This is a genomic window from Nitrosomonas sp. Is37 (assembly GCF_033063275.1).
Lineage (GTDB): Bacteria > Pseudomonadota > Gammaproteobacteria > Burkholderiales > Nitrosomonadaceae > Nitrosomonas.
Genome location: NZ_JAWJYP010000010.1, coordinates 1 through 13,033, shown reverse-complemented (window position 1 = coordinate 13,033; position 13,033 = coordinate 1). Strand labels below are relative to the sequence as shown.

At 41.9% G+C, this 13,033-nt stretch carries 17 protein-coding genes; 9 read left to right on the top strand and 8 right to left on the bottom strand.

From position 1 onward, the window contains the following. Window positions 1–55: 55 nt before the first annotated feature. From R2Q26_RS06275 to R2Q26_RS06255, 5 genes are read right to left on the bottom strand one after another with little or no spacing between them, the layout of a single operon-like run. Entirely contained in the window at window positions 56–355 is a 300-nt protein-coding gene (locus R2Q26_RS06275; protein ID WP_317535498.1) for an STAS domain-containing protein, read from the bottom strand. A 36-nt stretch (window positions 356–391) separates the two neighbouring features. Next, a complete protein-coding gene (locus tag R2Q26_RS06270) occupies window positions 392–1,009 on the bottom strand; it encodes an ABC transporter substrate-binding protein (RefSeq protein ID WP_317535497.1) in 618 nt (205 codons plus the stop codon). A 37-nt stretch (window positions 1,010–1,046) separates the two neighbouring features. Next, window positions 1,047–1,505, bottom strand: coding sequence for an outer membrane lipid asymmetry maintenance protein MlaD (gene mlaD, locus R2Q26_RS06265; protein ID WP_317535496.1), 459 nt, complete (start codon window positions 1,503–1,505; stop codon window positions 1,047–1,049). After that, window positions 1,505–2,302, bottom strand: a complete 798-nt coding sequence (mlaE, locus tag R2Q26_RS06260) for a lipid asymmetry maintenance ABC transporter permease subunit MlaE (protein ID WP_317535495.1) — start codon at window positions 2,300–2,302, stop codon at window positions 1,505–1,507. Before mlaE ends, mlaD begins: the two co-directional genes overlap by 1 nt. Further along, entirely contained in the window at window positions 2,295–3,107 is an 813-nt protein-coding gene (locus tag R2Q26_RS06255; protein WP_317535494.1) for an ABC transporter ATP-binding protein, read from the bottom strand. The genes mlaE and R2Q26_RS06255 overlap by 8 nt, the downstream gene beginning before the upstream one ends. A 431-nt stretch (window positions 3,108–3,538) precedes the next feature. Between R2Q26_RS06255 and R2Q26_RS06250 the strand changes: the two genes are divergently transcribed. Continuing rightward, on the top strand, window positions 3,539–4,378 hold the full coding sequence (locus R2Q26_RS06250) for a thermonuclease family protein (RefSeq protein WP_317535493.1): 840 nt from the start codon (window positions 3,539–3,541) through the stop codon (window positions 4,376–4,378). Here the strand turns inward: R2Q26_RS06250 and R2Q26_RS06245 are convergent. Further along, a complete protein-coding gene (locus R2Q26_RS06245) occupies window positions 4,356–4,490 on the bottom strand; it encodes a hypothetical protein (protein WP_317535492.1) in 135 nt (44 codons plus the stop codon). The genes R2Q26_RS06250 and R2Q26_RS06245 overlap by 23 nt on opposite strands. Before the next feature lie 460 nt (window positions 4,491–4,950). Between R2Q26_RS06245 and R2Q26_RS06240 the strand changes: the two genes are divergently transcribed. The 3 genes from R2Q26_RS06240 (at window position 4,951) to R2Q26_RS06230 (ending at window position 8,020) form a co-directional block, all read left to right on the top strand. Next, complete coding sequence (locus tag R2Q26_RS06240) at window positions 4,951–5,250, top strand: hypothetical protein (RefSeq protein ID WP_317535491.1); 300 nt, start codon at window positions 4,951–4,953, stop codon at window positions 5,248–5,250. Window positions 5,251–5,692: 442 nt separating this feature from the next. Next, complete coding sequence (trbK, locus tag R2Q26_RS06235) at window positions 5,693–5,884, top strand: entry exclusion lipoprotein TrbK (protein ID WP_317535490.1); 192 nt, start codon at window positions 5,693–5,695, stop codon at window positions 5,882–5,884. 621 nt (window positions 5,885–6,505) lie between these two features. Further along, a complete protein-coding gene (locus R2Q26_RS06230; protein ID WP_317535489.1) occupies window positions 6,506–8,020 on the top strand; it encodes a hypothetical protein in 1,515 nt (504 codons plus the stop codon). Between the two features lie 218 nt (window positions 8,021–8,238). On the opposite strand, the gene R2Q26_RS06225 is transcribed toward R2Q26_RS06230, so the two are convergent. Next, window positions 8,239–8,913 (bottom strand): hypothetical protein, encoded by a 675-nt coding sequence (locus R2Q26_RS06225; RefSeq protein WP_317535488.1) that lies wholly within the window; start codon window positions 8,911–8,913, stop codon window positions 8,239–8,241. Between the two features lie 213 nt (window positions 8,914–9,126). Between R2Q26_RS06225 and R2Q26_RS06220 the strand changes: the two genes are divergently transcribed. Beyond that, window positions 9,127–9,372, top strand: a complete 246-nt coding sequence (locus R2Q26_RS06220; protein ID WP_317535487.1) for a transposase — start codon at window positions 9,127–9,129, stop codon at window positions 9,370–9,372. Window positions 9,373–9,575: 203 nt separating this feature from the next. Here the strand turns inward: R2Q26_RS06220 and R2Q26_RS06215 are convergent, their stop codons facing one another. After that, complete coding sequence (locus R2Q26_RS06215; RefSeq protein ID WP_317535486.1) at window positions 9,576–10,427, bottom strand: carotenoid biosynthesis protein; 852 nt, start codon at window positions 10,425–10,427, stop codon at window positions 9,576–9,578. A 297-nt stretch (window positions 10,428–10,724) separates the two neighbouring features. Between R2Q26_RS06215 and R2Q26_RS06210 the strand changes: the two genes are divergently transcribed. From R2Q26_RS06210 to R2Q26_RS06195, 4 genes are all read left to right on the top strand, one after another. Further along, the gene (locus R2Q26_RS06210) at window positions 10,725–10,916 is read left to right on the top strand and encodes a hypothetical protein (RefSeq protein WP_317535485.1); all 192 of its coding nucleotides are present in this window, start codon (window positions 10,725–10,727) and stop codon (window positions 10,914–10,916) included. A gap of 355 nt (window positions 10,917–11,271) precedes the next feature. Then, entirely contained in the window at window positions 11,272–11,910 is a 639-nt protein-coding gene (locus tag R2Q26_RS06205) for a phosphoadenosine phosphosulfate reductase family protein (RefSeq protein ID WP_317535484.1), read from the top strand. Between the two features lie 97 nt (window positions 11,911–12,007). Next, window positions 12,008–12,430, top strand: coding sequence for a hypothetical protein (locus R2Q26_RS06200; RefSeq protein ID WP_317535483.1), 423 nt, complete (start codon window positions 12,008–12,010; stop codon window positions 12,428–12,430). 171 nt (window positions 12,431–12,601) lie between these two features. Continuing rightward, on the top strand, window positions 12,602–12,856 hold the full coding sequence (locus R2Q26_RS06195) for a hypothetical protein (protein ID WP_317535482.1): 255 nt from the start codon (window positions 12,602–12,604) through the stop codon (window positions 12,854–12,856). Window positions 12,857–13,033: the final 177 nt, after the last annotated feature.

The following is a 13,033-nucleotide window of genomic DNA, read 5'->3' as shown; positions in this document are numbered from 1 at the left end:
AGAGGAACGAGCTTTGAAGAATAACGACAATCAGATAAAATAGAAGAAGGGCAATTTATTTCGTGATATTTGTATCAAACGGAATAAAGTCAGTCACGCCATATAGCTGCATAAGACTGCTTAGATTCTCTGGCAAATTGACATAATAGAGTTGCTGATTCCTGGCATGAGCTACACGCAACCATTCGAATAACATGCTGATAGCGGATGAATCAAGTTCAATAACTTCTGCCAGATCAACTACTAGATCATCTTCATCAAGAAGAGCCATTCCCTGTCGGGTAATTTCAACTACGTTATCGAAAGTTACAGCGCCACGCACGTAAATTCTTCTACCTTCACGCTGAATTGCCATTACTTTGAAAGTAAGTATCTAAAAGAATGCAATCGTTTATTGACCTTCTAATGATTTATTCTTCTTCACAAGTGAAGCAATCAAACCATCTACACCTGCTTTTTTAATTTCACTATTAAAAGTGCTTCGATAATTTGTTACCAGACTGACTCCAGCAACAGTCACATCAAAAACCTTCCAACCTTGGTCAGTTTTTTCCATGCTGTAATCAATCGGAACGGGTTCTTTGCCACGGCCTTGAATGACACGTGTTTTGACAGTTGTAGTTTTGGCATTAGGTTGAGTTGTCAATGGCGTAACTTCAATCACTTCATCACGGTAATTCGTAAGTGCATTGGAGTAAGTTCTTACGAGTAAAGTCTGAAATTCACCCACCAGCTCTTTCCGTTGCTGAGACTCAACCTTAGACCAGTTTTTTCCCATTGCCAGTTGAGTCATACGGGTGAAATTGAAATGAGGAAGTATTTTAGTTTCAATTAAATCCAGAATACGATCTTTCTGACCCTTTTTAGTACCATCCTGTTTAAGAATAGTGATGACTTCATCAACCGTATTTCTAACTAGCTGATCGGGAGGCATCTCTTTGGCTGATACCGGAACAATCAACAAAAAATAAGTTAGCAGAACAATAATTTTTTGAAAAAGTGTTTTCATGTTTACCTAATCAGAATTTATCAATCATTAAGAATCGTTAATCCTCCGCAGCCTTATCGAACAGAAAACGTCCAATCATCTCCTCCAGAACCATGGCTGAATTGGTTTTCATTATCTTATCTCCTTCCGCTAACATCTCTTCATCTCCTCCCGGTGATAAACCAATGTATTGCTCCCCGAGTAACCCAGATGTCAATATGCTCGCAAAAGTATCTTTAGGAAATCGATAATGAGTATTGATAGCCATTGTCACAATAGCATCGTAGGTTTCCAGGCTAAACTGGATATCTGTGACACGCCCTACCACCACTCCAGCGCTTTTGACAGGCGCTCTAATTTTAAGGCCACCAATATTTTCAAAATTTCCTATAAGAGTATAGCTTTCACCAGTATTATAACTCGTTAGATTCCCAACTTTTAATCCGAGTATCAGTAATGCTCCAATACCGGCCATCACGAACAATCCAACCCAAAAATCGATTATTGTTCGCTGCATCAATCCACTCCTCTGAACATAAAAGAGGTTAAAACAAAATCTAATCCCAAAACTGCCAGTGCAGAAGTCACTACCGTTCGGGTCGTAGCACCTGATACCCCCTCAGCTGTAGGAGGCGCATCAAACCCTTCAAAAACTGCTATCGCTGTCACTGCCACACCGAAGAAACAGCTTTTAATCACGCCATTTACAATGTCATAGCGAAAATCGACCGCATTCTGCATGGACGACCAAAATGAACCTTCGTCAACCCCAATGAAAACGACTGCCACCAAATACCCTCCAAATACTCCTAAGACAGAAAAGAGGGCTGCCAGTAATGGCATGGAAATAACCCCTGCCCAGAAGCGTGGTGCAACCACGCGTGCAATCGGATCCACCGCCATCATCGCCATGGCAGATAACTGTTCAGTCGCTTTCATCAAACCGATTTCCGCAGTGATTGCAGAACCCGCGCGACTTGCAAACAGCAGCGCTGCCATCACTGGCCCCAATTCCCGCACCAGTGACAACGCCACGAGCGTCCCGACTGCTGATTCAGAACCATATTTTTGTAGTGTCTCGTATCCTTGCAGCCCTAATACCATTCCAACAAACAAGCCAGACACCAGGATAATGATGAGCGATAATACACCAACAAAATAAATTTCACGTATGACGAGGCCAAAGCGTAAGAAACTCGTCGTCGATTTTAGGAACACCAGGACAAAAAAGCGCGCCGCGCAACCTAGACGCCAAATGCTGTCAATAGTCCGATGCCCGATAGCCTGGATACTGGTAATAATGCGTTTAGGCAAAATGGGTCTCCAGCTTCAAGTCCTTTTGATAAGCTTCTGCAGGATAATGAAAAGGGACAGGCCCATCTTCCTCGCCGTGAACAAACTGATGTACAAACGGAGCAACTGATTCCTTTACTTCTTCCGGAGTTCCATGCGCTGCGATGACCCCGTCTGCCAGGAAATAAACATAATCTACAATCTTTAAGGATTCTTGCACATCATGTGTAACTACGATTGAAGTCATCCCCAGTGCATCTGTCAATCGGCGAATGAGACTACCAATGACACTTAACGAAATTGGATCCAGCCCGGTAAAAGGTTCGTCATACATGATCAGCATGGGATCAAGCGCAATCGAGCGAGCTAAGGCAACACGGCGTGCCATGCCACCCGATAGTTCTGCCGGCATCAGATGGCAGGCCCCGCGTAAGCCGACTGCATGGAGCTTCATCAATACCAAATCACGAATCATGGATTCTGGGAGATTGGTATGCTCACGTATCTGAAAAGCAACATTGTCGAACACAGATAAATCGGTAAACAAAGCGCCAAACTGGAACAACATACCCATTTTTCTGCGTAATTTAAAAAGATCATTTCTGCTGAGTTTATGTACTACCTGACCAGCGACTTTGACATAGCCTGCAGTAGGTTTGATTTCTCCACCAATCAAACGCAACAAGGTAGTCTTACCAGAACCGCTTCCTCCCATGATAGCGATGACCTTGCCTCGAGACATGGTCATATTGACACTTCTCAGAATGGGACGAGTACTATAGGAAAAGGCAAGATCTTTGATTTCGATCAGTGGTTCGGACATCACTTACAACTAACTATGGATTGATATATTTAGCAGAATGCTGGATTTTAATCCATATTCCTCATGGATACGACTTTATCTTTTGATTATTTATAAAAAATCAGTGACTCGACGCTATTTTTTTTATTATTTTCACGTGAAAGATCAATGACATATCCAAAATGTGAAGAATTAATAAAGTCCTAGTAAAGATTATAAAAAATAAAGTTAGCCAGACTAGATTCCATGACATATCTAAGTCTATTATCGTTATATTGTTAAAAAAATAATCAATGCAGCTGTACTTGATATCAATTTAGAAGCTGCATCAATCGTTTTATTAATTACCACAGTAAATACTTCACTTTGAGAAAGGCTCCAGGTGCTAAATAGTAGAATTACAGTCACCCAAATAAAAGGCATTGTCCCAATCTCATTGTAAAATAATGCAATCCATGAAACCGATCATAAAAATATCGTTCTGGTTGTTGACTGTTTTCATTTGGCTGTATCTACCCGGTTGTGCTGCTGACACAATCTATCGTACGAAAGATGCACACGGTAGTATCACCTATTCAGATATCCCCTCCCCTGATGCTAAACCAATCAACCTATCAACAGTTCCACAACGATCCCTGCATCAAGTTGCCAAAGTATTGGATGGCGATACCGTTGTGTTAAAAGGAGGAGCGCGCGTGAGATTGCTTGGCATCAATGCACCCGAAATCGAAAGCCGTCATCGCGATGGAGAAACGGGCGGCATAGTTGCTAAAGAATGGTTACAGGAAAAACTTCAAGGTCGGAAGGTATACCTAGAATATGATCAACAAAAACAGGATCATTACAAACGTTTGCTTGCTCATCTCTATCTGCCAAATGGGGAACACCTTAACCTTATGCTGGTGGAAAAAGGGTTGGCTGTAGTCAATTTATTACCCCCAAATCTCCGACACGCTGATGCAATGATCAGTGCACAGCAGCGAGCTGAGAGACAAAAATTAGGAATTTGGTCGCTACCTGATTATCGTACGCGGCCGCTTACGCAGATATCGCAAAAATCACGTGGCTGGCAACGTTTCCTGGGAACACCCACGTCATTGAAAAGAAACAAGCGGTATAGTCAACTGATTTTCAATAATAAAATCGATATTCAAATCGATAATAACAATCTTGCCCTATTTCCAGCACTGGAAACTTACCTTCATAAACCGCTGGAAATTCGTGGATGGGTATCCCGGAGAAATGATCAGTATTCAATATTGATTCATCACCCTAGCGCACTTGTTTTGCGCTGACTGCAACAGTCAACGATCGAGGGATTTCATTTGATCGCTTCACCTCGGCTGCCTCGATCACATTCATGCTCATCCCCGCCAGCAGTTCAGTAAAGATGCCCAACTTGCTCATAATGGGATAAGTGAAGCATAAGCATACTCAAAAAACAATTAAATTCATCTTGCAATTACAGAGAAGTCCTTATAGCAACTTTTAGGTTAAAGATAATCCTGAAAATCAATCTCTTTAAAATAAATAAAATTCCACTTACTTAATGATTGTTCAAATAATTCAGATATTTCTAACTGCATCGAATATGATGCCGCTAAAATAATTATGATAAATCAAATACATATAATATGCCTATTAAACCCTAGAATGGAGCATGACAATAATCAATATAATCAGTACCATAAAGCTTGCTAATAATTTGTGCAAGTTTTATATTATTGTATTTATTAAGATTATTATTTCTGTTTGAAATGACTAAAAATAATCGAAACGCTTTCATAAATTTCGCTCATAGCATTAAGGTTTTACTATTTTTATTAATAACTTAGCGTCAATATCAACATAATATTTAAATAAAACCATGGGCACACCCAAACGGCAAATACTTAAAGTCAAGTCAAATGAAATCTCTATTGCGGATAGGCCGGCTCAGGAATTTGCTCGTGCTGGAATCGTACCAGATAGCCAAGATTTAATTCGATCAACGCCATCAAAGGACGATTTAGCGAACGATCTTAAAACAATCCGCGCGTGGTTATTTCATATTGGCGAGCCAGAAGAAGATCATCACTTGGTGATCGATAAATGCAAGACAGATCCTGAAGCGTTAGCTTATTTCTTACGACATGTCAAGGGAAGTTTGCACAAAATTACGCTATAACGCCTAGATCAAGTAAGTCGGTAAGGTACATAATTGCTTATATCTCTCTGATGGATATTGCTAGTAATATTGTGTCATCAATCATGATATTAAGTACATTAAGGTGATGCTGGGCATTTAAGGTGAGGAATTCAAATTTGACGCTTATTTCTAATCGAACTGGTAATAAAAAATACTCACATCCAGCAGAGCTTCCCACTAACTGTGGTTTGTTTAGAATCGATCTTTTATTGCAGCTTGATCCTAATGATCCATTGCTAGCGCTTACATTAGCAATACAATGCTTCCTTAAAAGATGAAGAGTTTTACAAAAATCTCAGACCGTGAGGATTCAGGTAAAATTACATGGTTTGGTTCGTGTGACAGACACCAACACCAAGTAATTGAGAAATTTAGTATATACATCAAGTCATAGAAAATATTTTATAGAGGAAAATTTTAGATGAATTTTAAATATAGCGTTATTTGTATTATTGGTCTTAGTATTGCTCTGATCGGTTGCGACGGAGGGCCTCCCGAAGCCAATGCAGTGAATTGTTCGGGGAAAGGAATGGAGAAAGCACTTTCATCTTTTAGAAATAATGAAACTGAACGGCAAGCATTTCTTGATAAATGCAATGCTTTGAACAAATAAGATTACAACTATCCCCGTTGCAAGCAGCGGGGTTTATGCCGTTTTCTCCGTTCGGGACGACCCTAACGCTTCAAGGAAGCGGGGAATTGAACTCGAAGACATACTATTAGGAATTCCAGAGTACCCATTTGCGGAGGACTCGGAGTACAGTCGATCTTGCTGGCAATGAATTCGAAGGCCGCTCACTGGAATTGAAAATCAGCCTGGTACTCCAAGGTCATGCTAATAACTCATTCGCGAACCTCAGGTCAGTATCTCATTGATTTATTTATAGCTCCATACTCTTCAGATAAGTTTATTGAATAATGCTGTTGCTGAAAAACATAACAAATTGTTAAGTTCTGGCAATTTAAATAAAAAAGCAATAATCACGCATCAGAAATGAACTCAATATTCCATTGAATTCAATGCAGAAATGGCGTGAGCATCAATTCCTCGGGAGAAACTGCTCCACAATTGGCGTCCGTCATAGCTTATATTCCACACGATCAATAGCTAAAAACAACAGCTAAACAAGAATAATATATCAACAGCTTTCTTTTCTAACGGTTGATATACCTTGTAAACCGCGCTACATTCTCGAATAAGCTTTTTTCTTTTTTGATATATCAAGCAAGTTCAATGAAAACAGACTACCCCATCAAAGTGATCGAAAGACTTTCGACCTTTCTGCATACCTCCCTTGATATAATTTTGAAAAAACGGCTAATAGCCGATCCCTGCCAGCATGTCCTGCAATTATTCAAAGCCACAGTCGCTAGTGTGCCTGCTTACCGGCAATTTCTTAAAGACCAGAAAGTAGATCCCGAAAAGATCGCATCCTTTAAAGATTTTGAAACGCTGCCGCTGCTTAATAAAAGCAACTATATGCAAAGATATCCTCTGCCCGAACGCTGTAAGGGAGGGCAGATTTATGCTTGCGATCGATTGGCAGTGTCTTCAGGCTCTACCGGCATATCAACATTCTGGCCACGTGCAATGATCGACGAGTTGGATATCGCCTTGCGCTTTGAACAAGTATTCCGCCATAGCTTTCAAGCTCACGAACACACCACCCTGGCAGTCGTCTGCTTTCCGCTTGGCAATTGGGTAGGAGGTATTTTTACTACATCATGCTGCTGGTATCTGGCGCAAAAAGGCTATCCTTTGACTGTTGCAACACCCGGCAATAAACCTGAGGAAATTTTACGCGTAGTGCGCGAGTTGGGACCGTATTTTAAGCAGACCGTACTGCTGGGCTATCCGCCCTTTGTAAAAGACGTGATCGATACCGGGTTGGCACAAGGAATAGATTGGCATTTGCACAACATAAAATTTGTTTTTGCGGGTGAAGTATTCAGCGAAGAATGGCGCAGCTTGATGCTACAACGGGTCGGCTCACAAGCTCCCTGCTACGATTCTGCTTCCCTCTATGGTACCGCGGACGGTGGGGTATTGGGCAACGAGACGCCGCTCAGTATCGCGATTCGCCGTTTCCTGGCCGAGCATCCCAATGTCGCTCGAGAACTGTTCGGTGAATCGAGATTACCTACGCTCGTTCAATATGATCCGATAAGCCGGTTCTTCGAATTGATAGATGGTGTGACGCTGGCCATTACTGGCGACAACGGAGTTCCATTGATCCGCTATCACATCGCCGACCGCGGTGGGCTGATCAGCCATGCTGAGTTAATGGCTTTTTTGAAAGCACATGGACTATCCACGTTTGAAGATTATGGCGTTGACAGCGAGATCTGCACCCTTCCCTTCGTATGGGTTTTCGGTCGTGCCGATTTTACGGTATCTTTCTATGGTGCGAATATCTATCCAGAAAATGTGGCAATTGGTCTCGAACAAGAGGGGTTTGCAAGCTGGATCACAGGCAAATTCGTTATGGAAGTCAGAAACGATAAAGAGGGTGAAGAATTTCTACATATAACGATAGAATTGCTTCCAGGCATTACCGCCGAAGCCGGCAAAGAAACGACCATCGCCTCTTCGATTAGAGCTCAGTTGTTAAGATTAAACAGCGAATTTGCAAACTATGTCCCCGCTGCGAAACAATTACCGCAAATTAAATTACTCCCTTTTGGCGATCCAGGCTATTTTCCCATCGGTGTAAAACATCGATATACGCGAAGAAGCTCTAGTGATTAGTTGATGAAATTCTACTAGCCTTTTGAAATTGAAAATTCAAGCGACAGCAACATATGCCACTCTCAACGATACAGCAAAGTAAACTTGGAATTACTTTTGAAGAAAATACACTTGAAGAGGGAAAATTGGACGTCAAGTAGATGCATAGGTTGAGGCCCGACGGCAATATAGATTGATATCGGTTGTCTTTTGTCAATTACCTTAACCGGTTAGGCTAATTATTTAATACCAAAGGGAATCTGAACTCCGATATTTGCACCATGATTACCATTGTTAACACTCACTCCGCTGTTGAATTTGAATTTCGTTCTATTATTTGTGTGGGTGTAATTTATTGTTCCGCCACTTCCTGCTGTATTAACTGTTGCGCTAACACCATGTCCATTTGAACCTGAAAAACCACCACTGACTGAGTTTATCTGAGGCCTTGTTCCGTCACTCGAAATATTGGTATCAAATGTTACAGCTCCATCCGAAATTTTGTTTGTGTAATTTATTGTCCCATCACCTTTTTTTATATTAACTGTTGCATTTGCACGATGTCCACTTGTACTTGAAAAACCACCACCAAGCGAGTTCATCTGAGGCCGTATTCCGTCACTCGAAATATTGGTATCAAATGTTACAGCTCCATTCGAATTTTTGTGTGTGTAATTTATTGTTCCATCACCTCTTTTTATATTAACTGTTGCATTTGCACGAGATCCGCTTGTACTTGAAAAACCACCACCGACTGAATTCATTCGATGCTCTGTTTCGTGATTCGAAATATTGGTATCAACTGTTACAGTTCCATTCGGCCCAGATTCAATTGGTATGCGTATATTTTCGGCACTTACTATATTAAAAATCAACAACAAACTTAAACCATAAATTTTCATAGTGGTATTCATTTTTTAGACTCCCACCTAAAAATTAGACTTTAGAGTTTCAGCTCCATAGGAGGAAATTACCTCAAAATAATCAATCAAGGCAATAAAAAATGACAAAAAAATTGACAGGATAGCAAGAAAATTGTTGCCGCTCTTCTAAATATCTTTGTTCTTAAAAGATATTTAGAAAGATGGCTTCTGGGAAGAAATTTTATTTCACTTCTGAAGGCCGCGATGAACGCAAAAGGATACGCTGGTATCCCTAGCGAACTGAGTTACTACAAATGGTTGCAACAGAGCAAATGGTCTTGGCTGGCGCTGGCACGGCAATTTGCACGGTTGATATTAGCAAATATGAGGCAAGAGGTCATATATTTGGCTATTGATGATATGCTGATGCTGCGTTCGTCTAAAAAGTACCAGGCAGTCAGATTCATCACCAGCATGACAGCAAGACGATGCAGGACAATGCTGGGTTAATCTGGCGATCATCAGCCGGCAGCACGTTCACCAAGGCAGCTCGTTAATCTTGATATAGAACAGCTAGCTACACATAGATGGCTCACCAATCCTAATAAACTTGGGCACGGGTTTGCCATGATTCTGTTTTATATTCAAAAAAAGTTAAGTAAATCTAGTTGCTGCTTAACTTGATGAATTCCATATATGACAGCACATGTCACTCATTCTTTAAACTTGTTGAGAAGCGACCAAGGATAATCTTTCAAATGTTCCTGCAACTCCTCCTCACGGTAACGGTTAACTCGTAAAACAGTCAGAATTGTCACCATAAGAATTGGTAGCGTAAATATAAAAATACCGGTCAGTGCAATCAGATTCTCACCAATCGAGAGCGATATCACCCAGTTGAAGATAAGCACTGACATATAGAGAATCGGCCCCAACAGCGAGCGAAACGGTATAGCAAATATTCCGTATGGTGCCTTTTCTTCAACCCTGCGATCTATCTGCTGGAAGGCAGCTACCAGCACGAAACTGGTTAGCAGCCAACCCACGTAGTTTGAGATCGGCACTCCAAAATGCAATCCTAACTCGTGATAGCCATATATCTGCCCGAGAAACCAGCGATTGCCCTGCAGTGCCACCGGATCTATTATGATGTCTAAAAAGGTCTGCAAGAAAGCTCCTAGTATTAGAGCAGCCCATGAATGCCGGATAGCACGAGTCTCCAGTGTAATTAGATCGAGACCGCGTGTAGCTAAGGGCGATAGGATAAATAGTGCCGTGGTGTAGCTGCAGTAGGTCAGAAAAACATAGGAGAGCGAATCGAAGAAAGGTACTCCAGAGACCCACAATTCCTTATGACTTGTGGTGTCCAGGTAATAGTACCAGCCGTAAGGAAACCCGGTGGTAATGGAGAGCTTCTCCGATATGAAAGCTATCAGGTATGCTGCGACGATGAAAGTCAGGGTCTTGCGCCAACCCACATGAGGTACACAGGCCAGAAGAAATGCCACGAAAAAGGTGAACACATAGGGACGCATAACAATGGTGTCGAAAATGATATCAAACATGAACAACTCCTTGGAGACTAGAAAGGTGTCACAATGAGGTGTATTGTCAAATGTGGAAGCTATCTATTATGCAGGGAGTAAAAAATCTGCCTAGGATCATTACGTAATACAACTAGTATTCGCTGAGAACACACAGAAAGCTATAGCAGACTTTTTGATTTAAATTAACAGTGAAATAGTATGCCTTATTGCGATACACCTATAATGGCAACTTAGATGCCATTAAGAGACAACTTATTAATATAACTATATGATCCTAAAAACCACAGTTGATCGCTTGGTTGGAGAGCTAAACCCATGACATATAGAGGCATTTTCGAGATTTTACCATTCACCAGAATGGGAGGCCGCTACGGGGTGCATCGTATGACGCTCCAGGCGCGAATACGGCGTTGCTCTTCGTTGCTGGAGACGGCCCTGCGGCCTCATCGCGCCTTGCCTCGCACCTGGATCACCACACGCTCTACCCCGTCCAACTGTAATTTTTAGGATGATTTTTTTTAACTTTTCGACCAGGGCTCGAACCTGGGACCTGCGGATTAACAGGTGTTATAACTAACTATTTTTATTAATATTACACTCGCTAGCGCTCGCTAATGCTCGTCGTTAACTGTCAGCTCTGTCACGTTATTTGTTAAATGATAGCTTGTCACTAATTAAGAAAACTAAACGGAACTGATTTGATTTAACTTCTGGCTGGCATTGCCAAGGTCCAACACTTGAGTCAGAAATAATCCATTTTTGATCGCTTACCTGCCAAGTTTGACAACATAACGAGCTATTTAGTAATTTGCATTCTAAAATCGATTTATTTTTTATTTTAGCCAAGCTGAATTAGCCTTAAATGAGGAATAATCAAATTGCAGAGTACAATGCAGCGTTACGAAATAAACCCGCATTAGAGATTATGCGTTGGGCCATTGCACGGGCAAACGGTCGTGCTGTTGTGTCAACCAACTTCCGCCCTTATGAAGCGGTTATTCTTCATCTTTGCATTCAAGTACAACCGGATATTCCAGTACTTTGGGTAGATCATGGTTACAATCGACCAGCGACTTACAGATTTGCTGAGCAGCTCCGAGATAGCCTCAATCTTAATCTTAAGACCTATCTTCCCAAGCTAACCGCTGCCCATCGTGATGCAATTTATGGCCCAGTTCCAAGTATTGACGATGAAGCCGAGCTGAAGAAATTCAGTGCGATGATGAAATTAGAGCCCTTTCAACGTGGCATGAAGGAGCTTGCGCCCACAGTTTGGTTGACTGCATTACGCAAAGTACAAAATCCGAATCGTGCCAGACTAGATATTCTCTCCGAGGATAAGACTTATCACACCATCAAAGTCAGCCCCGTTTTCTACTGGACGGATGCCGATATGGAAACCTATCTCAAGCAGCATAATTTACCAAATGAATGGGATTATTTCGATCCAGCGAAAGCTGACGAAAAACGCGAATGCGGCCTACACATTAATGAGGAATGACATGCTGCCGGATTCGGTTCTAATGATAATAGTCATCCCTGAAAAAACCCTTCTTCAGGGATGACTATCTATGGACGCAGGCGTAACCAGAAACAAAATGAATCGTAGGAATGAACACGAGGTTCGCCCCCCAATAAACCATGCCAGCATTTCAATTCAAATTATTACCGCCAGCGGATGCAATAGAATATTTTCGCCAGAAAAGCTACCTCATAGCTTTAGCTGGGAGGATGTCTGGCAGGAAGAACACCGGGCAGCGTTTACCGTAGCCAAGGCCATGCTGTTTGACATCCTGCGCGATATTCGTGAGGCGGTCGATAATGCTCTGGCAGAGGGCACTTCCTTCGAGCAATTCCGCAAAGAGCTAGCTCCCCTGCTAGTGCAAAAAGGCTGGTGGGGACGTGCTAACATGACCGACCCGATCACTGGAGAAGTGAAAAATGTGCAACTTGGCAGCACGCGCCGCCTAAAGATTATTTACGATACCAATTTGCGCACCTCACACAGCGAAGGCCAATAGCAATGTATCCAGCGCAACAAGGACACATTTCCCTATCTCAAATATGACGCCAACAACTCCGAACACCCACGCCTGGAGCACTCAGCCTAGGATGGATTGGTGTTGCCTGTCGATGACCCCTTCTGGCAAGCACACTATCCAGTCAAGGCATAGGGTTGCAAATGCGGCGTTATGCAATTGGATGAAAACACGCTGGATGAGCTGGGAATGAAACTTTCCGAACCTCCGCAGGAAGAAACTTACATCTATATCAACAAGCGCACCGGGAAGGTGAAACGAATACCGAAGGGTGTTGATCCTAGTTTCAACTATCCGCCAGGGGGACATTTAGCAAATCTGCAAAAGATGCTAGCTGACAAAATCAATCGCCTGCCAGATGATTTAAAAGCTGTCGCAAATGAGCAAATCAAAAAATCGGGGATTTAAGCAAGCGATTTTCTCAATTATTGGTTACCTATGCCCCTTACTTAAGAATTTGATCCGCGTTAAATCGCGTCTAATCGCTATTCGCGTTTAGAACTTTAAACTAGTGTCTAATTGCGTAAATTAGCTATTGTATTTTTTATTTGACTACCTTTAACTTCAGGCCTACGCCATTTAAAC

What these genes read in the sequence shown, in the direction of transcription:
- R2Q26_RS06275 (WP_317535498.1), bottom strand. Translation starts at nt 355, where the DNA reads ATGGCAATTCAGCGTGAAGGTAGAAGAATTTACGTGCGTGGCGCTGTA.
- R2Q26_RS06270 (WP_317535497.1), bottom strand. Translation starts at nt 1,009, where the DNA reads ATGAAAACACTTTTTCAAAAAATTATTGTTCTGCTAACTTATTTTTTG.
- mlaD (WP_317535496.1), bottom strand. Translation starts at nt 1,505, where the DNA reads ATGCAGCGAACAATAATCGATTTTTGGGTTGGATTGTTCGTGATGGCC.
- R2Q26_RS06250 (WP_317535493.1), top strand. Translation starts at nt 3,539, where the DNA reads ATGAAACCGATCATAAAAATATCGTTCTGGTTGTTGACTGTTTTCATT.
- R2Q26_RS06245 (WP_317535492.1), bottom strand. Translation starts at nt 4,490, where the DNA reads ATGAGCAAGTTGGGCATCTTTACTGAACTGCTGGCGGGGATGAGCATG.
- R2Q26_RS06240 (WP_317535491.1), top strand. Translation starts at nt 4,951, where the DNA reads ATGGGCACACCCAAACGGCAAATACTTAAAGTCAAGTCAAATGAAATC.
- trbK (WP_317535490.1), top strand. Translation starts at nt 5,693, where the DNA reads ATGAATTTTAAATATAGCGTTATTTGTATTATTGGTCTTAGTATTGCT.
- R2Q26_RS06230 (WP_317535489.1), top strand. Translation starts at nt 6,506, where the DNA reads ATGAAAACAGACTACCCCATCAAAGTGATCGAAAGACTTTCGACCTTT.
- R2Q26_RS06225 (WP_317535488.1), bottom strand. Translation starts at nt 8,913, where the DNA reads ATGAATACCACTATGAAAATTTATGGTTTAAGTTTGTTGTTGATTTTT.
- R2Q26_RS06220 (WP_317535487.1), top strand. Translation starts at nt 9,127, where the DNA reads ATGAACGCAAAAGGATACGCTGGTATCCCTAGCGAACTGAGTTACTAC.
- R2Q26_RS06215 (WP_317535486.1), bottom strand. Translation starts at nt 10,427, where the DNA reads ATGTTTGATATCATTTTCGACACCATTGTTATGCGTCCCTATGTGTTC.
- R2Q26_RS06210 (WP_317535485.1), top strand. Translation starts at nt 10,725, where the DNA reads ATGACATATAGAGGCATTTTCGAGATTTTACCATTCACCAGAATGGGA.
- R2Q26_RS06205 (WP_317535484.1), top strand. Translation starts at nt 11,272, where the DNA reads ATGAGGAATAATCAAATTGCAGAGTACAATGCAGCGTTACGAAATAAA.
- R2Q26_RS06200 (WP_317535483.1), top strand. Translation starts at nt 12,008, where the DNA reads ATGAATCGTAGGAATGAACACGAGGTTCGCCCCCCAATAAACCATGCC.
- R2Q26_RS06195 (WP_317535482.1), top strand. Translation starts at nt 12,602, where the DNA reads ATGCAATTGGATGAAAACACGCTGGATGAGCTGGGAATGAAACTTTCC.